This is a genomic window from Bacillus sp. SW14 (genome assembly GCF_047608225.1).
Lineage (GTDB): Bacteria > Bacillota > Bacilli > Bacillales > Bacillaceae > Bacillus > Bacillus subtilis_G.
In genome coordinates this window covers 1,157,501-1,176,615 of record NZ_JBLKRW010000001.1, presented here as the reverse complement: position 1 = coordinate 1,176,615, position 19,115 = coordinate 1,157,501, and the positions used below count along the sequence as shown (strand labels likewise).

The following is a 19,115-nucleotide window of genomic DNA, read 5'->3' as shown; positions in this document are numbered from 1 at the left end:
ACTGGGCTGAAAACGGAATCACGAACCAGCCCTTTTTTAATAGGATATTGATATATGACCAGTAATCTTGTAAAGGAGCTCAGGTGATGAAAATTTGCGTGGTTGGCGCCGGATATGTCGGTTTAACCCTATCAGCGGCACTGGCATCCATCGGACATGACATGATATGCACAGACAAAGACGTCAAAAAAATCGAGCAGCTGAAAAATGGAGACATTCCCTTTTACGAGCCTGGGCTTTCAGATGCAGTACATCATTGCGATAATCTCTCGTTTTCTTCCGAAGTGAAATTAAGCATGGAGGAATGTCCCGTCATTTTTATCGCAGTCGGAACCCCTCCGCGCTCGGACGGATCAGCAGATACGAAAGCGCTGCAGTCCGTTATCAGCGATTTGAGCCAGACGATCCGATCGTATAAAACCATCATTACGAAAAGCACTGTTCCCCCCGGGACAAATGAAAACATAGCAAAACAGCTGATTGCCTCCGGCGTTTCAGCAAATTCATTTAACATCGTATCCAATCCGGAGTTTCTGCGGGAAGGCAGCGCTTTGCATGACATGCTGTATCCTGACAAAACAGTTATCGGTATTCAGAAAGGAGATCACGTATCGGCAGCAATCGTCAAATCCATTTACAAACACATTAACACTCCTTATATCATCACAAGTTTAGCAGGAGCAGAGCTGATCAAATATGCCAATAACTTCTTTTTAGCAGCAAAAATTTCGTTCATTAATGAAATGGCCCGCATATGTGAAGCCTACCAATCAGATATCACAGATATTTCCCGCGCTATCGGACTTGACCCGAGAATCGGGGAGCACTTTTTGCAGGCCGGCATTGGATACGGCGGCTCTTGCTTTCCAAAGGATCTGCAGGCGCTGCAATTCGCTGCCATTGAAAAAAACACGGAGACCTACCTGCTTCAAGCCGTTCAGCACATCAATGACACCCAGCTCGGCCTGTATGTCAAAAAAATAAAATCTTTCTTCGATACACTTCACGGCAAAAAAGCGGCTATACTCGGCATTTCCTTCAAACCTCATACCGATGACATTAGGAATTCTCAAGCCGTCAGGCTGATGGAAAGGCTGACGGATCTGGGGTGTGATGTCCATGCTTATGACCCTGAAGCTGTTCTACCAGAACATTTGCGGCAACATGTGACCCAGCATTCTCAAGCTTTTGACGCGATAGAAGAAAGTGACTTTTTATTTTTGGCCACAGAATGGCCCGAGTTTTTAGCGATTGATTGGAAAAAGGCCGCAGGCACCATGAAAGGGCGTCTGGTGATCGACGGGCGCAACGTATTGAAAAAAGAATCTCTGGAGGCTTGCGGTCTGATCTGCACGGGGGTTGGCCGCCCATGAAAATACTCGTCACAGGAGCAGCGGGATTTATCGGCTCCCACCTCTGCGAAGAATTGCTGAAGGATGAAACACATCACGTTATCGGAATCGACGACTTTATCGGACCGACACCATTTTCATTAAAATTAAGAAACCTTGATGCCCTGCTGCCAGAAAAACGATTTACGTTCATAAAGGAAAATCTGCTGACAGCAGATCTTTCTCCTTTGCTGGAAGATGTGAACGTCATCTTTCATTTGGCAGCCATACCGGGTGTCCGTTCAAGCTGGGGCGATCATTTTCACCCATATGCCGCACATAATATCCAAGCGCTCCAAAGGCTCCTTGAGGCATGCCGAAAACATCCGGTTCAAGCGTTCGTCTTTGCTTCCACCTCTTCCGTCTATGGCGAAAAACAAGGGAAAGTCAGTGAAGATGCGGCGCTTTATCCTTTATCTCCGTACGGGGTAACAAAGCTGACGGGAGAAAAGCTTTGCCATGTATATCAACAAAGCTTTGGCATTCCAATTGTGATTCTCCGTTTCTTTACCGTCTATGGGCCGAGACAGCGGCCGGACATGGCATTTCACCGGCTCATCAAACAGCACCTTCTGAAAAAGCCGCTCACCATCTTCGGTGACGGACAGCAGTCAAGAGATTTCACCTATATCAGCGACTGTGTCAAAGGCATCACCGCTGTTCTTGGGAACCCCCATCTTATTGGTGAAACAGTGAATATCGGCGGCAGAGAACGTGCCTCAGTCTTAAAGGTTGTTTCCCTCATTGAAGACATTTCCGGTAAAAAAGCAACACTGCACTTCTCGGACAAAGTAGCAGGGGAACCAAGCAAAACGTGGGCGGATATTTCAAAAGCAAAACAGCTCTTGCATTACGATCCCGCCACATCCTTAAACGATGGTTTGGCTAACGAAATCGCCTATTTATCGTCGCTGTATCAGGGGGAATGAAAATGAAACTTGCCTTTATCTGTACAGAAAAGCTGCCGGCGCCAGCGGTACGCGGCGGCGCTATTCAAATGATGATTGACGGTGTCACGCCTTATTTCAGCAGCCGGTACGATCTGACCATTTTTTCAATAGAAGATCCATCACTTCCAAAAAGAGAAACGAAAGACGGCGTACAGTATATCCATTTGCCAAAAGAGCATTACCGCGAGGCGGTAGCCGAAGAGCTGCGGGCCTCTTCCTTTGATCTAATCCATGTGTTTAACAGGCCTTTAAATGTCTCTTTATATAAAAAAGCTTCACCAAACAGCATGATTGTTTTGAGCCTGCATAACGAAATGTTTTCTGAAAAAAAGATGACCTTCGCGCAAGGAAAAGAAGTACTCGACAATGTCACCATGATCACAACCGTCAGCGAATTTATTAAACAAACGGTCATTGATCGTTTCCCGGAAGCCGAGGACATCACAAAAGTCGTATATTCCGGCGTTGATATCCGCTCCTATCCGCCTGTCTGGACGATGCAAGGTTCGGCTGTCAGAGAAACATACAGGAAAAAGTACGGCATTGAGGATAAAAAAGTTATTTTATTCGCCGGCCGTTTAAGCCCAACCAAAGGGCCCCACCTTCTCATTCACAGCATGAAACGGATTTTGCAGCAGCATCCCGACGCTGTGCTGGTCATAGCAGGCGGAAAGTGGTTCAGCGATGACGGCGAAAACCAATATGTAACCTATCTGCGCAAGCTGGCGCTGCCATACAGAGAACACGTGATCTTTACGAAATTCATTCCCGCAGACGACATTCCAAACCTCTTTCTGATGGCGGATGTATTCGTGTGCAGCTCTCAGTGGAATGAACCTCTGGCCCGTGTGAATTATGAAGCAATGGCAGCTGGCACCCCCTTAATTACCACAAATCGTGGCGGAAACGGAGAAGTCGTAAAACACGAAGTCAACGGACTTGTCATCGACAGCTATAACAAACCTTCTGCATTTGCGAAAGCAATTGACAGAGCCTTTACAGATCAACAATTAATGAATAAAATCACAAAAAACGGCCGGCACCGTGTAGAATCTTTATTTACCTTTACCCATGCTGCCAAACGGCTCAATGCTGTTTATCAATCCGTTCTGACACCGGAAAACAAACAATTTCCGCCGCCTCTTCTGACGAAAAACCTTGATTTATCATTTATAAATCAGCTTTTTGTGAAAGCAAAATCATAATTCCTACAGCTCGTGTTGCAGATACGAGCTGTTTTTTTGCTGCAGGTACGCATAAAAAAGGCATAAATGTGATTTTATGCCTTGCGCTTTACAGTTTGAGAAATCCATGGGGCTGGTGCGGATTTACTTGGAAGAACAATGATTTCTACATTAGCTTCCTCCGCTGATTCTTCATCCTCTTCTTCAATTGGAGGCGCTGATCGTTTAGAATCACGCTCTTCATCAAGCTCTCCAATGGTTTTCAATTTCGTCTTTTCATCATCCATGACTTTGTGGTTTGTTTCCGTTTCCTTTGTTTCTTCTTGAGAATCTCTCGGTGCAGTGATGTTAGGGAGCTCTCGGATCCGGCCCGCAGCCAAATGCTCCTCTTCTTCATTGTCAGCCGTGCTTTTGTCATGAGCCTGCCATCCCATCGATCCGGGCGGTGTAAATACGAATTGGTCGAGATCGAGTTTAGAAATGGAGGCTTTTTGTCTCGATGACCTCATGTCAATTCGCCTCCCGATACGCTTTTATTTTTTTATACAGTTCCGGCAGTTTATCCAAAAACGCGTCTTTAGATTCTTCAACGGAAATCATATTTTGCAGCGCCCAGTTGTACTTCTCATCTGACCATGTTTTCTTTTGCTTCAAATAATATTTATGGCCGATTGCACAGAACAAATGCGGAAACGCCAGATCAATCCATAGCACTTCGTACTGTTTTTCTGTGAGCGGATACACTGCATCATAGGCTGCAAGCAGCGCAATCATGAAATCCGCATCCCATACAGAAAGCTTAACCATGACTTTATTCAGCAAAATGCGCAGATCTCTTGACGGCAAATCGTACGTAATCGAGTGAAGCTCCTTTAAAAAAGGCTCTCCGTCTACCTCAGTTAACCGCGCCAATGTAAAATCCTGAAAACAGAATCCGCCATGTTCATGCGTTTCTTTCGTCCAGTTTTCATACTCTGACTCATCAAGTGCTTGCAGTGCTTCTTTACCTCTGGCCAGCATTTTATCAGCATGTTTTAAGAAAGTTTGTGAAAATATGTCTTCAGGATAAGAGGCCGCGATCTGCATATTCCCTTCTAATTCCTGCAGCTTCCAGCGATACAATTTATGCCATTTGCCGAGCCTGCTTCTTTTCTTGCTTTCATCTGTGCAAACATATCCTTTTGACGCATGATGAAAATGGCCGGCAAATGACATGACTTTTTTCATTTGCTCTGCATCATAGTAAATCATTTCTTTACCTGTCACTTTGTCATATAAACTGTAAGAGACCCGATCCGTGCCTAAGCAGCTTCCGCCATTTTTTGTTTGATGAATCGGCGCTACCGGCAGCCCTTTCTCCTGTAAATGGGCATGTGCCTGAGTGATAAAAAGCATCCGCTCCGGCTTCATCTGCGCTTCTTTTAATAGCTTTGGGCCTTGATCAGTTTGTATCTCCCAGATTTTGCGCCCGCTTTTGTTTGATTTCAGTGCCACATGTTCGAAATGGAACGGATAATAGCTGAGAATATCGGATACAATCTGTTCTTCATGCTCTTTTTGGTACACTCTGTTCACCCCTTCTATCTGTTTCTTTCATACACACTGAGCAGATTTTCCGCCACCCTCTGCCAGCCAAATTGGCTTTCTGCCTCACGGCGGCTGTATTTCCCAAGCCGTTCGCGTTTTTCAGAACTGCTGAGCAAATCATTGATATGTTGGGCATATTGTTTAGGATTTTCAAAGTCATGAATGATATAGCCGTTTTTCCCTTCTTCTATGACTTCTGGATTGCCTCCTCGATTGCTTGTGATAATAGGCAGTCCAGCGGCCATCGCTTCATAATGCACCCTCGCTAAAGGCTCCTGCCATTGCGAAGAGCACACAAATACATCTGACATGGTATAAAGGCGCGGGATGTCCTTTGGCTTCACAAATTGAATAAATGTGACATGATCCTTTTGCATCGCACCGAGTGTATGAAGATGTTTGACATAGTTATTTAATTCATTATCTCCGAACCATTTTGACCCGATAAACACCATCATGACATCGGGATGCTCCTCGATAATGTCCGGCAAAGCCTGCAATAAAATGTGCGGGCCTTTGACTTTGCTGAGCCGGCCGACAAACAGGGCGATTTTTTTGCCGTGAAGATCCAGCTCGCTTCGCATATCATCACGAGCCCGCTGCCCTTCTTTCGTCCAGCGGGGATGGTACGCTTTCAAGTCCACACCGGAATACACGGTTTTTGTTTTTGATCGTGCTGACGGAAAACGGCTTGTGATCGTCCGGCCGATATAATCGCTGACCGTAACAATCTGCGCTACAGAATCAATGCAAATCTCGCCTTCTGTCTGGCTGATTTTATCGTAAGCGAACATTTCATTGTGAACGCTTAAAATAAAAACAGCGTCTGGCGCCTTTTTCTTCAGTTTCTGCACCCAGCTTGGGCGATTACAAACATGCACAAGATCAAAACGGCTCTTTTTCAGCTCTTCCCCAACAGCTTCTTCATAACGGTCTTCATCCAAGTGCACATAATGGACTCCGTCTGCCGTCTCTCTATCAGCAAGATTCGGATCTTTAATCGAAAACACCGTCACCTCATGTTTTTTGGCAATCAAAGGGGCAACCGCTTCTAGGTAGATTTGAATGGCGCCTCCTCGAACCGAGGGGACAGGAAGCTTCTCTGTGGCGATCAGTGCTATTTTCATACATAGCCTCCATTCCTGCATGTTTTTTAACTAGTTAAAATCATGATACGGCTGAACAACCAACTTGTGCGGAATAGGACTGCCCCAAAAACAAAACGGGTAAACAACCATATTCTTTTATACATATAGTCAAATATCTCAATCACTTTTTTCATTTGATTCATAAGGTAGGAGTAAAACAGGTAAGGATGTGTCCTTTAATGGCAGAAAACCAAGAAGTCATGGAGGAGGGGAATTCATCAGAGCTTCCTTTATCAGCAGAAGATGAAAGAAAATTAACGGAGCTGGCTGAAAATGTGCTTCAAGGATGGGATGTTCAGGCTGAAAAAATAGACGTCATTCAGGGTAACCAGATGGCGCTTGTGTGGAAGGTTCACATAGGATCCGGTGCGGTTTGTCTGAAACGAATACACAGGCCCGAAAAGAAAGCCTTGTTTTCCATTTTCGCACAGGACTATTTGGCAAAAAAAGGCATGAATGTTCCCGGCATACTCCCAAACAAAAAAGGCAGCCTATATTCCAAGCATGGCTCCTTTCTATTTGTCGTATATGACTGGATCGAAGGAAGACCGTTTGAGCTGACTGTAAAGCAGGATTTGGAGTTTATCATGAAAGGCCTTGCTGATTTTCACACAGCTTCCGTCGGGTATCAGCCGCCAAATGGCGTTCCCGTATTTACGAAATTAGGGCGCTGGCCGAATCACTACACGAAACGGTGCAAACAAATGGAAACGTGGAAGCTGATGGCGCAGATGGAAAAAGAAGATCCTTTCTCACTGCTTTATCTTCAGGAAATAGACAGCTTTATTGAAGACGGACTGCGCATCAAAGACCGGCTTTTGCAATCGTCCTATGTTCCATGGACTGAACAGCTGAAAAAAAGCCCTAACCTCTGCCACCAGGATTACGGAACAGGAAATACACTCTTAGGGGAAAATGAACAGATTTGGGTTATCGACTTAGATACCGTATCATTTGATCTGCCTATTCGAGATTTGCGCAAAATGATTATCCCGCTTTTGGATACGACAGGCGTTTGGGATGAAGAAACATTTCATGTCATGCTGAACGCTTACGAATCCAGAACCCCATTAACTGATCAACAAAAACAAGTCATGTTTATTGATATGCTTTTTCCTTATGAGCTTTACGATGTCATTCGCGAAAAATACGTCCGCAAGTCCGCTTTGCCAAAGGAAGAGTTAGAGTCAGCGTTTGAATATGAACGCATTAAAGCAAACGCATTGCAGCAGCTAATTTAAAATAATCATTCCCCCTGCATATCGGGGGTTTGATCTTTATAAGATAAAGGGGAAGGATAAGTATAAATGTAAAATAAATACATACGGAGGTTGCAAATATGAAGAAAATTCTCGGCGCCATAGCGGTTTTTGTGATTACATACGCACTGTTTTCAGCCGCAAACTATCTGTTTCCAATTGACCAAGAATGGTACAATTCACTAAAAAAACCGGACTGGACGCCACCCGGCTCCGCGATCGGCATCATTTGGGCCATTCTGTTTGCGCTGATCTCCCTTTCAGCTGCCCTTGTGTATGCCGCGTTTTCATTTAAAGACGCGAAAAACTTTTGGTTTATGCTTTTGATTAATTATGTGCTTAATCAGGCATTCAGCTATTTTCAGTTTACGCAAAAGAACCTGCTGACTGCATCGATTGACTGCCTGCTTGTCGCCATTACAGCATTCATATTAATGATCATAGCAAAAAAATACAGCAGAGCCGCAAGCTATCTTCTGCTGCCTTATTTTTTATGGAGTGCATTTGCGACGTTCTTATCCTTTACAATCTATTCAATGAACCTGTGAACAAAAAAAGCCGCTCTTACAGCGGCTTTTTCACATCATCGGCTGGATTCCCCAAATGTCTTTCGCATATTCCCGGATCGTGCGGTCACTGGAAAAATAACCTGAATGGGCAATGTTTACAATCGACCGCTCAGACCATTTCCGCCGATCGCGATAATCAGCTTGAATACGCTCCTGCGCATCCGCATATGAGCTGAAATCCTTGAGCACAAAATACTCATCATTATGCGGAAGCAGCGAGTCATAGATCGATTCAAATTCATCTGCTTCCCCTTCAAAAAAACCATTAATCAGCTGATCCGCCACCTGTCTGATTCTGCGGTCATGCTGATAATATTCCCTCGATCTATAGCCGCCGTTTTCCTGATACGATAGAACGTCATCCGCCTTTAAACCGAATGTGTAAATACAATCTGATCCCACCCGCTCAAGAATCTCAATATTTGCGCCGTCATGTGTGCCGATCGTCAAAGCGCCGTTCATCATGAACTTCATATTTCCTGTACCAGACGCTTCCTTGCTTGCGGTTGAAATCTGTTCACTTACATCCGACGCCGGAAAAATCCGCTCAGCCATAGAAACTCTGTAATTTTCCAAAAAAACAACCTTAATCAGCTGTTTGACTGCCGGGTCATAGTTAACCTTTTCTGCGACAGAATGGATCAGCTTAATGATTTTCTTGGCATAATGATAGCTTGGTGAAGCCTTTGCCCCGAAAATAAAGGTTTGCGGATAGATAGAAAATCCCGAGTCCTCCTTTAGACGGTTATACAAATACATAATATGAAGAACATTCAGCAGCTGCCGTTTGTATGCATGAAGCCGTTTTACCTGTACGTCGAATATGCTGTCAGGGTTCACAACCACCCCAGCCTTACAAAAAATCAAATCAGCAAGCTCTTGTTTTTTCCTGCTTTTGTTGTTTTGAAACTGCTCAATAAACGAGGGATCTGAGGCGTACGGTTCTAAGCGGATCAGTGATTCCGGCCGTTTTACCCATTCATTGCCGATCGCCTCCGTGATGACAGCAGACAGACCTGGATTCGCTTTTAGAAGCCAGCGTCTGTGGGCAATTCCATTCGTTTTATTGTTAAAACGATTCGGGAACAGCAAATGAAAGTCGCGCATCTCCCTTTCCTTTAAAATATCAGAATGGATTTTGGCAACGCCGTTGACACTGTAGCTGCCCACTATGGCCAGATGAGCCATTTTGACAACACCATGCGCCGTAATCGCCATGTCCTCTATCCTTTTCCAGTCTCCGGGATACTTTTCCCAAACCGCACGGCAAAACCTTTCATTGATTTCTTCAATAATCATATACATTCGCGGAAGCAGCGGCTTAAACAAATGAATCGGCCATTTCTCAAGCGCTTCTGACAATGTCGTGTGATTTGTATAAGAAATCGTATGTACGGTGATATGCCAGGCCTCTTCCCAGCTCATGTTCTCTTCATCAAGTAAAATCCTCATCAGCTCAGGCACCGCAAGCGCAGGATGGGTGTCATTAATATGAATGCTTACTTTTTTATGCAGGCCGGACATCGATTTATTCGTTTTGCGGTAATTGTTCACAATGCTTTTTAAGCTTGCGCATACTAAAAAATACTGCTGCTTCAGCCGTAAAATTTTCCCCTCGTCATGGGTGTCATCAGGATATAAAAATTCTGAAACGGCTTCTGTTTCCCGCTTATAAGACAAAATATTGCCGCCATGATAATGCGCATAGGGCTCGGCATTCCATAGCCTCAATGTATTGACGGTCCCCGTTTCATAACCGATAATCGGAATATCATAAGGAACAGCGGTAACGATTGTAGCTTGTTCATGCCGAAAATGCAGACGCCCGTTTTTTTCTGTCACATGCACCTCGCCCCAAAACGGCACGTCAACAGCCTGATCCGCATTTCTTACTTCCCATACGTTTCCGTTTTTCAGCCATTGTTCAGGCAGCTCCACCTGATGCCCGTCTACAATTTTTTGCTCAAACAAGCCGTGCTTATAACGAATGCCCATCCCGTGTCCCGGCAAGTTCAACGAAGCGAGAGAATCTAAAAAGCAAGCGGCCAAGCGCCCAAGCCCGCCGTTGCCCAGACCTGCATCGCTCTCTATCTGAAGGATCTCCTCTAAATTGATGCCGATATCTTTCAAGCCTGCTTCTACCACATCACGAACACCAAGATTCATTAAATTTTGTTCAAGGAGCTGACCGAGAAGAAATTCGATTGACAAATAATATGTCTGCTTTCCGGAATTGGACCTGCTCTTTTCATTCGTCTGGATCCACTCAGCGCTGATATACTCTCTGACCATATTGCCCAACGTTTTATATTGGTCGAGCTTGGCAGAGTCTCTAAAGCTTTTTCCGCACGTCATTTCCAGACGCTTTAAAAATAAGGCTGCAAATCGTTCTTTACTCGAGAACATCCCGTCCACTCCTTGTCACATGCTCAAAAATGCGCTGATACTCTTTCGCTGACTGCTCCCAGCTGTAATCTGCGTTCATTGCGATCTTCATGAGGCTCTTCCATACATCCTTTTGGCGATAAAACGACAGCGCCCTTTCAATCGTATATTTCAGATCATGCGCATTGAAGGCGGAAAACGTAAACCCATTGCCCGATCCCTCTTCCTCCTGATAGGAATGAACAGTATCATAAAGACCGCCCGTCTCCCTGACAATCGGAATGGCGCCATATTGGAGAGCAATCAGCTGGCCCAAGCCGCACGGCTCAAATTTCGAAGGCATCAAAAACAAATCAGAGCCCGCATAAATTTGATGGGCAAGCGGCTCATCAAATCCAATATACGCTCGGCACTTCTCATGAAAAGCAAATTCTGCATACCGGAAATAGTCTTCAAATTCACGTTCCCCTGTCCCCAGCACAATCAGCTGTATGTCCTGCTCCTCAAGGAGTTCGTGCATAATCCTGCGCACAAGATCAAGTCCCTTTTGCTTAGTGAGCCTAGTCACCATACTGATCAGCGGAATATCGTTTCGCTCTGGAAGCCCCATCCGCCGCTGAAGCTTCGTTTTATTTTCTTCCTTGCATGCAAGATGCTCCGAATCGTAATGCACAGCTATATAAGGATCGCTCTTCGGCTGATATAAAGAATCATCAATGCCGTTTAAAATGCCGGTTACATCATTTTCCCTATATCGCAAAACCTGATCCAGCTGTTCACCGTAATAAGGCGTCAATATTTCATTTCTGTAAGTCGGGCTTACAGTTGTCACATGATCAGCCGCAATGATGCCCGCCTTCATAAAATTAACGAATCCGTTGCATTCTAACTTTTCATAATGAAAATGATCCATCTCAAGCCCTAGCAAGTCATGTGTGACATCAGGCGGAAAAATGCCCTGAAACTGCAGGTTGTGGATCGTGAGCACACTTTTCATCTGTTCATAAAAAGGATGTTTCCCGTATTCCTCTTTCAGCAAATAATTGACCATCGCTGTATGCCAGTCGTGAGTATGAACAATATCGGCTTGAATATTTACAGCTTCGACGGCCTCCAGCACAGCTCTAGAAAAAAAAGCAAAGCGTTCACCGTCATCATCATACCCGTACAACGAATCCCTGTTAAAATAATATTCATTGTCAATGAAATAATAATTCACATCATCTGCGGCCATATGTTCAATTCCGCAATATTGCTGACGCCAGCCGACGGCTACCGTACACTCAGCCGCTTTTCTCATGCGCTTTTTCCAGCGTTCAGGTATTTGGCTGTACTTTGGCAATATCACAGCTACTTCATTGCCTAATCGCGCAAGTGCCTTTGGCAGAGCGCCGGCTACATCGGCAAGACCTCCTGATTTAACAAACGGGGTGCATTCAGATACAGCAAACAATATCTTCAAGAATTCATCAGCTCTCCTTGCACCAAACCTTTTCTTAATACAAGCGGCTGCTCGGCTGTTCCCGCAGCCTCAGTCGAATTGCCGATTTTAACGTCCTTATCAGAAATAACCTGCTCAAGCAGACACTCCTCGCCAATCTGCGTTTTTTGCATAATAATGCAGTTTTTTAGCTTCGTTCCCTTTCCGACATGAATCCCCCTGAACAAAATGCAGTTTTCAATCTCTCCTTCAAGCACACAGCCATTTGCCACCAAGGAGTTTTTAACAGTGCTGTGTTTTCCGTATTTCGTCGGCGGCTCATCTTTCACTTTTGTATAGATCGGCTGCTGCGGCAAAAACACCTGCTGCCAAAACCGAGGCTGAATGAGTTCCATACTGTGGGTATAATATTTTTCCACCGAATCAATAACAGCAGCATAACCTGAATATTCATAAGGGCAAATGGTCAAGGCGGCTGATTCTTTTTCAACAGCCTCCTGAATGGTTTTATAGCCTTTTTCACAATGTCCATAGATCAGATCCTTCAAAAGCGTTGTAGACATGATATAGATTTGCAGCGACTGGCCGTCCTGAAATACCTCTGTGATGTCGCAGCCAACCTCCTGATGGCGTTTCAGCACAAATTGAAATTGAATGTTGCAAACGGTATGACTGTTGGAGATGACAGCATATTGCTGTGTGCTTCTGTGGAAGTAATCAAGATGGTCTGAAAACTGGCGGAAAGAACCGAATTCATCATATTCTTGATGAAGGTGGGGCGACGGGAAAAAAAAGAGACCATCCTTTTTTCGATGCAAATCCCATTCCTTACCCGCTCCAAGATGATCCATAAGCGAACGGTAGCGATACTTCGGAAAAATCGCGACACTCCTAATATCCGCATTTACCATGTTGGAGAGCATAAAATCGATCAGACGGTACCTGCCGGCAAAAGGAATTGCCCCCAGCGACCGCTGTGCCGTTAAATCCTGAAGAGAATGCTTATATGTGGTTTCATCTATAACACCTAACATTTGATTATTAAACACTGACTCTGCCCCCTCTTCAGTATTAGATCCATTCTTTTTCTACAAATTCCCCGGAAACGAGCAGCACCTCCTGAATGTCTTTTTCAGACTGAATTACTGCACCATCCGGAAGCACCAAACCGTTAGGAACAATGGCATTTTCAATCACTACATGCTCGCCAATCGTCACATCCGGCATAATAACCGACGACGTGACAGTCGCATGCTTACCGACAGTAACACCTTGAAAAAGAACGGAATGAGTCACATTTCCATACACAACACACCCTTCATTCACAAGCGAATCATGAACCTGTGCGTCAGATGAAATAAATTGCGGAGGCTGATTCGGATTGACGGAGTAAATTTTCCATTTCCGTTCAAAAAGCTTCAGCTCCGAGTCCTCTTGTAACAAATCCATATTGGCTTCCCACAAGCTCTGCACTGTTCCGACATCCTTCCAATATCCTTTGAACGGATAAGCAGATAGCTTCTTTTTCTCCTCTAAAAGCATAGGAATAATGTCTTTGCCGAAGTCGTGGCTTGAATAAGGGTTTCGGTCGTCCATCTCAAGATACTGTTTTAAAAGCGGCCAATTGAATATATAAATTCCCATTGAGGCAAGATTGCTCTTAGGGAATTTGGGCTTTTCATCAAAATGTGTGATCGTCCCATCTGCATTGGTCTTCATGATACCGAACCGGCTTGCTTCCTCCCAGCCCACTTCGATGACAGAGATCGTTACATCCGCTTTCTTTTCAATGTGAAAATCAAGCATTTTGCCGTAGTCCATTTTATAGATGTGATCTCCTGATAAAATCAGCACATACTCAGGATCATACTGATTCAAATAATTGAGATTTTCATAAATGGCGCTTGCCGTCCCTTTATACCATTTGACTTCTGATGACTCGGCATAAGGGGGTAAAACCGTCACGCCGCCATTATGTCTGTCAAGGTCCCACGCACTGCCGATTCCAATATAGGAATTCAGCTCAAGCGGCTGATATTGTGTTAAAATCCCGACTGTGTCTATGCCTGAATTGGAACAGTTGCTGAGGGTAAAATCAATAATTCTGTATTTTCCCCCGAAAGAAACAGCCGGTTTGGCCATATTTTTAGTTAATCCGCTGAGACGGCTGCCCTTCCCGCCGGCAAGGAGCATGGCTACACATTGTTTTTTCATCTTTTTATCTCTCCTCTTTTTTTAACCGCCCGTAAAATCGAAATGCCGTAAGGGGGAATGGTCATCGTGATATAACCCGGTTTATGATGTAAAGCTCCCTTTTTGGACGCTAACGGTTTTTTGTTGATTTGTCCTGAGCCTCCATATGTTTCACTGTCGCTATTCAGCACTTCGATGTATTGGGTAAGAAAAGGAACTCCAACATCATATTGATGATAGACCGCGGGTGAAAAATTACAAATGATGACAAGCGCCTCACCGTGCCTTTTGCCATATCGAATAAAAGAAAAAATCGATTGTTGGTCATTATGGACATCAATCCATTCAAATGACTGTGCACGATGATCATGTTCATAAAGGATTTTGCTTTTTTGATAAAAACGGAGAAGATCTTGCGTAAAAACGCTGGCTTTCCGATGCATGGGGAAGGAGTCCAAAAACCAATCAAGCTGCTCTGTGTCTTTCCATTCATCAAATTGGGCAAATTCTGTTCCCATAAAAATCAATTTCTTTCCGGGATGAACCGTCATATAACCGAGCAAAAGCCGATACTGGGCAAATTTCTGCCAATAGTCGCCAGGCATTTTATTAAGAATTGATTTTTTTCCGTAAACGACTTCATCATGAGAAAATGGCAATACAAAATGTTCACTAAACGCATACAGTAATGAAAAAGAAATAAGCTGATGACAATACCGCCGTTCTTCTGGCCGCGTCTCCATGTATTTCAGTACGTCATTCATCCAGCCCATATTCCATTTAAAATGAAAACCGAGCCCCCCTTCCTCAGCGGCACCTGTCACTTGAGGCCATTCCGTCGAATCTTCCGCAATCATCATGACATGCGGATATGCCTCTCTCATCGTTTGATTGAGTTTTTTTAAAAACTCAACAGCATATGGATTCGTGTGGCGTTCATGCTGATTTGGCCAATACAGGATATTAGCCACTGCATCAACCCTAAATCCATCTATATGATAGAGTTCCGCCCAGTACAACGCATTAGAAATTAAAAAACTATGAACTTCCGGTTTTCCCAAGTCAAAGTTTGCCGTTCCCCATAGCCAGTTCTCCCGATCACGTTCATCTTGATATTCATAAAGAGGCCCTCCATCAAACATATAAAGGCCATGTGCATCTTTACAAAAATGTCCGGGGACCCAATCCAGAATGACTCCGATGTTTTCTTGATGGCATTCATCGACAAACCTCATCAAATCATGAGGCGTGCCAAACCTGCTTGTCGGGCTGTAGTACCCCGTTCCTTGGTATCCCCAGGAACGATCATAGGGGTGTTCATATACCGGGAGCAGTTCGATATGGGTAAACCCATGCTTTTTGATATAAGGAATAAGCGACTGACTTAAATCTTTATAAGAGTAAAGCCTGCCATCAGAATGTTTCTTCCAAGAACCGAGATGAAGTTCATAAATAAAAAGTGGTTTCTCATACAGCGTCTTAACCTTTTGTTTCTTTTGCCATTTTTGATCTTGCCAGCTGTATCCTGCCAGATCATAAGTCAGTGACGCTGTATGAGGCCGGACTTCTGAATAAAAGGCGTATGGATCTGCTTTCAGCCTGATCTCACCGCTACGAGTCACGATTTCATACTTATATCGTTCCTGTTCTGCCAAGCCCGGAATAAATAAAGTCCAAATACCATTATCGTTCACTCTATGCATCACATGCTGTTCTCCTGACCAGCTGTTAAAATCCCCAGCTACTCGAACTTCTGACGCATGAGGCGCCCACACACAGAATTCATATCCGCTTTGGCCATTCAGCTCACGATAATGCGAGCCAAATAGCTGATAGCTTCTAAAGAGACTGCCTTCGTGATAAAGATAAACATCATGTGCTGTCGGGCTGGCAGCGGTCATGTAATCATCCTTTCTGACATCATAGTTTTTATATATAGTATTTATTCGAAGAAATAAAAAAAAGCCCTTTCATGAAAGCGCTTATACTTATTGACATTTAAATTCATTTTCTGAAGAAAAACGAAATATATGGAGATTTTTGTTGTTTTTATAGAATAAAGCATGAAATCTATCATGAATTATATAAAATAATGATCACCCGTGATAACGGGTGGTTTTCTCTGCGACTGAAAGCCTTGTTACTGACCAAATCCTAAAGGGATTCTGAATGGTTCGCCATATGTACTACTTATGCTGGCCAGACCTCAAAGGCCTTCTCCCTATTTCCTTTTCTTTTTCTTGACCTCTTCACCTGTGAATGGATCGATATATTCCATCATTGTTAATTGTTCTGCCACGATATCGTCTTGTATCTGATTTCGTATATATTCTTCGATTACCTTTTTGTTTCTCCCAACCGTATCTACATAATATCAAGTACACCAAAATTTCCGGTTCCCATATCTGTATTTCAAATTTGCGTGAGGATCAAATATTATTAAACTACTTTTTCCTTTCAAATATCCTATGAATGCCTATTCACTTATCACTGGCGGAATGCTCACTAACATATGGATGTGATCTTTGCACGCTGTTGCTTCGATAACCTCGACACCTTTTCTTTCACGTAGGGTACCGAAAATTTCCCCTATATCTTTTTTGATTTTCCCATAAATGACTTGTCTTCTGTACTTCGGGGCAATTACGATGTGATACTATGTGTGTGCTAGACTATTACTGTCTTTTGACATTATAACTCCTCCGTATGCTCATATTTTGGTTGGCGATCCAAAAATATTTAGCACCTCGGAGGAGTGTTTTTTATACCACGCTGGAAGCTTTTTGGAATCTCAGGCCTAGCCGAGGGTTTTCTTTTCCACAATAAAAAACCTTGCATATTCTGCAAGGTTTTTGGATGACCCGTACGGGATTCGAACCCGTGTTACCGCCGTGAAAGGGCGGTGTCTTAACCGCTTGACCAACGGGCCGATGATTGAGAATTTCTAACTGTAATCATATGGCGGAGAAGGAGGGATTTGAACCCTCGCGCCGCTTACACGACCTACACCCTTAGCAGGGGCGCCTCTTCAGCCACTTGAGTACTTCTCCATTTGGCTCCACAGGCAGGATTCGAACCTGCGACCGATCGGTTAACAGCCGATAGCTCTACCACTGAGCTACTGTGGAATATAAATCATGGTGGGCCTGAATGGACTCGAACCATCGACCTCACGCTTATCAGGCGTGCGCTCTAACCAGCTGAGCTACAGGCCCATGACAATATAAAAATGGAGCGGGTGATGGGAATCGAACCCACGACATCAGCTTGGAAGGCTGAGGTTTTACCACTAAACTACACCCGCAATTTTTATTTGGGGCGATTGATGGGAATCGAACCCACGAATGCCAGAGCCACAATCTGGTGCGTTAACCACTTCGCCACAACCGCCAAAACATATATATTGATAAATGGTGGCTCGGGACGGAATCGAACCGCCGACACACGGATTTTCAGTCCGTTGCTCTACCAACTGAGCTACCGAGCCTAAGTATTATTTAAATGGCGGTCCGGACGGGACTCGAACCCGCGACCTCCTGCGTGACAGGCAGGCATTCTAACCAACTGAACTACCGGACCATTTTTTGGTTGCGGGGGCAGGATTTGAACCTGCGACCTTCGGGTTATGAGCCCGACGAGCTACCGAACTGCTCCACCCCGCGATGATTAAGAATATATATGGCGGAGGAAGAGGGATTCGAACCCCCGCGGGCTTTGACACCCCTGTCGGTTTTCAAGACCGATCCCTTCAGCCAGACTTGGGTATTCCTCCGTATAGTGGTGGACCTTGTAGGACTCGAACCTACGACCGGACGGTTATGAGCCGTCTGCTCTAACCAACTGAGCTAAAGGTCCATTGGTAGCGGCGGAGGGGATCGAACCCCCGACCTCACGGGTATGAACCGTACGCTCTAGCCAGCTGAGCTACACCGCCAAATATTTATTAAAACCAAGTGGAGCCTAGCGGGATCGAACCGCTGACCTCCTGCGTGCAAAGCAGGCGCTCTCCCAGCTGAGCTAAGGCCCCAAGAATGGTCGGGAAGACAGGATTCGAACCTGCGACCCCATGGTCCCAAACCATGTGCTCTACCAAGCTGAGCTACTTCCCGATTACATGTATATCATGGCGCGCCCGAGAGGAGTCGAACCCCTAACCTTTTGATCCGTAGTCAAACGCTCTATCCAATTGAGCTACGGGCGCAAAACTTAATGCCGAGGGCCGGACTTGAACCGGCACGGTAGTCACCTACCGCAGGATTTTAAGTCCTGTGTGTCTGCCAATTCCACCACCCCGGCGTGGATGGTTAGTTGGAGCGGAAGACGGGATTCGAACCCGCGACCCCCACCTTGGCAAGGTGGTGTTCTACCACTGAACTACTTCCGCAGAAATGATGCGGATGAAGGGACTTGAACCCCCACGTCTGTAAAGACACTAGAGCCTGATTCTAGCGCGTCTGCCAATTCCGCCACATCCGCAAGATGTAAATGGTGAGCCATGAAGGACTCGAACCTTCGACCCTCTGATTAAAAGTCAGATGCTCTACCAACTGAGCTAATGGCTCTTCTTACAAGAGACTTGAATATTATATCATATAAAAGTGGTGCCGGCAAGAGGACTTGAACCCCCAACCTACTGATTACAAGTCAGTTGCTCTACCAATTGAGCTACACCGGCATATATGTAAAACCGATATGTATAATGAAAAATGGTGGAGGATGACGGGCTCGAACCGCCGACCCTCTGCTTGTAAGGCAGATGCTCTCCCAGCTGAGCTAATCCTCCATAATTGCACTATCGTGCAATTGCTTGGCGGCGTCCTACTCTCACAGGGGGAAACCCCCGACTACCATCGGCGCTGAAGAGCTTAACTTCCGTGTTCGGCATGGGAACGGGTGTGACCTCTTCGCTATCGCCACCAAACAAATGCCTTCAGGATGAAGGTACTGGGCGTTTCTCACAGGATGTGAGAGCCCTTAGCGGAGTTTCCTTGCTTTTCCGCCTTTTAGA

At 44.9% G+C, this 19,115-nt stretch carries 13 protein-coding genes, 21 tRNA genes, 1 rRNA gene and 1 pseudogene; 5 read left to right on the top strand and 31 right to left on the bottom strand.

Translation table 11 applies throughout. From position 1 onward, the window contains the following. The first annotated feature begins 86 nt into the window (after positions 1 to 86). The 3 genes from ACMX2I_RS06020 to ACMX2I_RS06010 are packed head-to-tail and all read left to right on the top strand — an operon-like array spanning position 87 to position 3,546. On the top strand, positions 87 to 1,373 hold the full coding sequence (locus ACMX2I_RS06020; protein ID WP_414956449.1) for a UDP-glucose dehydrogenase family protein: 1,287 nt from the start codon (positions 87 to 89) through the stop codon (positions 1,371 to 1,373). After that, positions 1,370 to 2,320, top strand: a complete 951-nt coding sequence (locus tag ACMX2I_RS06015; RefSeq protein ID WP_414956448.1) for an NAD-dependent epimerase/dehydratase family protein — start codon at positions 1,370 to 1,372, stop codon at positions 2,318 to 2,320. Before ACMX2I_RS06020 ends, ACMX2I_RS06015 begins: the two co-directional genes overlap by 4 nt. A 2-nt stretch (positions 2,321 to 2,322) precedes the next feature. Continuing rightward, positions 2,323 to 3,546: a glycosyltransferase family 4 protein gene (locus ACMX2I_RS06010; RefSeq protein ID WP_414956447.1), complete on the top strand. Its 1,224-nt coding sequence runs from the start codon at positions 2,323 to 2,325 to the stop codon at positions 3,544 to 3,546. Between the two features lie 74 nt (positions 3,547 to 3,620). On the opposite strand, the gene ACMX2I_RS06005 is transcribed toward ACMX2I_RS06010, so the two are convergent. From ACMX2I_RS06005 to cotSA, 3 genes are read right to left on the bottom strand one after another with little or no spacing between them, the layout of a single operon-like run. Then, entirely contained in the window at positions 3,621 to 4,034 is a 414-nt protein-coding gene (locus ACMX2I_RS06005; protein ID WP_414956446.1) for a hypothetical protein, read from the bottom strand. A 1-nt stretch (position 4,035) separates the two neighbouring features. Further along, positions 4,036 to 5,091: a spore coat putative kinase CotS gene (gene cotS, locus ACMX2I_RS06000; protein ID WP_289347942.1), complete on the bottom strand. Its 1,056-nt coding sequence runs from the start codon at positions 5,089 to 5,091 to the stop codon at positions 4,036 to 4,038. A 14-nt stretch (positions 5,092 to 5,105) separates the two neighbouring features. Then, positions 5,106 to 6,239 carry a spore coat protein CotSA gene (gene cotSA / locus ACMX2I_RS05995; RefSeq protein ID WP_148962445.1) on the bottom strand — a complete coding sequence of 378 codons (1,134 nt, stop codon included), beginning with the start codon at positions 6,237 to 6,239 and terminating at the stop codon, positions 5,106 to 5,108. A 188-nt stretch (positions 6,240 to 6,427) separates the two neighbouring features. On the opposite strand from cotSA, the gene cotI reads away from it, so the two are divergent. Beyond that, the gene (cotI, locus tag ACMX2I_RS05990) at positions 6,428 to 7,501 is read left to right on the top strand and encodes a spore coat kinase CotI (RefSeq protein WP_414956445.1); all 1,074 of its coding nucleotides are present in this window, start codon (positions 6,428 to 6,430) and stop codon (positions 7,499 to 7,501) included. Between the two features lie 98 nt (positions 7,502 to 7,599). Beyond that, a complete protein-coding gene (locus ACMX2I_RS05985) occupies positions 7,600 to 8,067 on the top strand; it encodes a TspO/MBR family protein (RefSeq protein ID WP_414956444.1) in 468 nt (155 codons plus the stop codon). A gap of 30 nt (positions 8,068 to 8,097) precedes the next feature. Here ACMX2I_RS05985 and glgP read toward each other — a convergent pair whose 3' ends face one another. The 28 genes and pseudogenes from glgP to rrf form a co-directional block, all read right to left on the bottom strand. Further along, positions 8,098 to 10,494 (bottom strand): glycogen phosphorylase GlgP, encoded by a 2,397-nt coding sequence (glgP, locus tag ACMX2I_RS05980; RefSeq protein WP_414956443.1) that lies wholly within the window; start codon positions 10,492 to 10,494, stop codon positions 8,098 to 8,100. After that, a complete protein-coding gene (gene glgA / locus ACMX2I_RS05975) occupies positions 10,481 to 11,935 on the bottom strand; it encodes a glycogen synthase GlgA (protein ID WP_414956442.1) in 1,455 nt (484 codons plus the stop codon). The genes glgP and glgA overlap by 14 nt, the downstream gene beginning before the upstream one ends. Further along, a complete protein-coding gene (gene glgD / locus ACMX2I_RS05970; protein ID WP_414956441.1) occupies positions 11,932 to 12,963 on the bottom strand; it encodes a glucose-1-phosphate adenylyltransferase subunit GlgD in 1,032 nt (343 codons plus the stop codon). The genes glgA and glgD overlap by 4 nt, the downstream gene beginning before the upstream one ends. Positions 12,964 to 12,985: 22 nt before the next feature. Beyond that, positions 12,986 to 14,128, bottom strand: a complete 1,143-nt coding sequence (locus ACMX2I_RS05965; protein ID WP_289347947.1) for a glucose-1-phosphate adenylyltransferase — start codon at positions 14,126 to 14,128, stop codon at positions 12,986 to 12,988. Continuing rightward, on the bottom strand, positions 14,125 to 16,008 hold the full coding sequence (glgB, locus tag ACMX2I_RS05960) for a 1,4-alpha-glucan branching enzyme (protein WP_414956440.1): 1,884 nt from the start codon (positions 16,006 to 16,008) through the stop codon (positions 14,125 to 14,127). Before glgB ends, ACMX2I_RS05965 begins: the two co-directional genes overlap by 4 nt. A 320-nt stretch (positions 16,009 to 16,328) precedes the next feature. Continuing rightward, positions 16,329 to 16,757, bottom strand: a pseudogene (gene tnpA / locus ACMX2I_RS05955) (IS200/IS605 family transposase). A 207-nt stretch (positions 16,758 to 16,964) separates the two neighbouring features. Continuing rightward, positions 16,965 to 17,036: transfer RNA gene (locus ACMX2I_RS05950), tRNA-Glu, on the bottom strand. Positions 17,037 to 17,066: 30 nt separating this feature from the next. Beyond that, a tRNA-Ser gene (locus ACMX2I_RS05945) sits at positions 17,067 to 17,157 on the bottom strand. A 3-nt stretch (positions 17,158 to 17,160) separates the two neighbouring features. After that, positions 17,161 to 17,235, bottom strand: a tRNA-Asn gene (locus tag ACMX2I_RS05940). 10 nt (positions 17,236 to 17,245) lie between these two features. Next, positions 17,246 to 17,322, bottom strand: a tRNA-Ile gene (locus ACMX2I_RS05935). Positions 17,323 to 17,337: 15 nt separating this feature from the next. Beyond that, a tRNA-Gly gene (locus ACMX2I_RS05930) sits at positions 17,338 to 17,411 on the bottom strand. Between the two features lie 10 nt (positions 17,412 to 17,421). Further along, positions 17,422 to 17,497 (bottom strand) — tRNA-His (locus tag ACMX2I_RS05925). A gap of 21 nt (positions 17,498 to 17,518) precedes the next feature. After that, positions 17,519 to 17,594 (bottom strand) — tRNA-Phe (locus ACMX2I_RS05920). Between the two features lie 15 nt (positions 17,595 to 17,609). Next, positions 17,610 to 17,686, bottom strand: a tRNA-Asp gene (locus ACMX2I_RS05915). Between the two features lie 6 nt (positions 17,687 to 17,692). Next, a tRNA-Met gene (locus ACMX2I_RS05910) sits at positions 17,693 to 17,769 on the bottom strand. A 17-nt stretch (positions 17,770 to 17,786) separates the two neighbouring features. Then, positions 17,787 to 17,879 (bottom strand) — tRNA-Ser (locus tag ACMX2I_RS05905). A gap of 6 nt (positions 17,880 to 17,885) precedes the next feature. After that, a tRNA-Ile gene (locus tag ACMX2I_RS05900) sits at positions 17,886 to 17,962 on the bottom strand. 2 nt (positions 17,963 to 17,964) lie between these two features. Beyond that, positions 17,965 to 18,041: transfer RNA gene (locus tag ACMX2I_RS05895), tRNA-Met, on the bottom strand. A gap of 20 nt (positions 18,042 to 18,061) precedes the next feature. Next, a tRNA-Ala gene (locus tag ACMX2I_RS05890) sits at positions 18,062 to 18,134 on the bottom strand. 5 nt (positions 18,135 to 18,139) lie between these two features. After that, positions 18,140 to 18,216, bottom strand: a tRNA-Pro gene (locus ACMX2I_RS05885). Positions 18,217 to 18,231: 15 nt separating this feature from the next. Then, positions 18,232 to 18,308, bottom strand: a tRNA-Arg gene (locus ACMX2I_RS05880). A 9-nt stretch (positions 18,309 to 18,317) separates the two neighbouring features. Further along, positions 18,318 to 18,403: transfer RNA gene (locus tag ACMX2I_RS05875), tRNA-Leu, on the bottom strand. Between the two features lie 13 nt (positions 18,404 to 18,416). Beyond that, positions 18,417 to 18,491 (bottom strand) — tRNA-Gly (locus ACMX2I_RS05870). An 8-nt stretch (positions 18,492 to 18,499) separates the two neighbouring features. Then, positions 18,500 to 18,583, bottom strand: a tRNA-Leu gene (locus ACMX2I_RS05865). A 10-nt stretch (positions 18,584 to 18,593) separates the two neighbouring features. Then, a tRNA-Lys gene (locus ACMX2I_RS05860) sits at positions 18,594 to 18,669 on the bottom strand. Positions 18,670 to 18,706: 37 nt separating this feature from the next. Further along, positions 18,707 to 18,782 (bottom strand) — tRNA-Thr (locus ACMX2I_RS05855). A gap of 32 nt (positions 18,783 to 18,814) precedes the next feature. Then, positions 18,815 to 18,890, bottom strand: a tRNA-Val gene (locus ACMX2I_RS05850). 22 nt (positions 18,891 to 18,912) lie between these two features. Next, positions 18,913 to 19,028, bottom strand: a 5S ribosomal RNA gene (gene rrf, locus ACMX2I_RS05845). Positions 19,029 to 19,115: the final 87 nt, after the last annotated feature.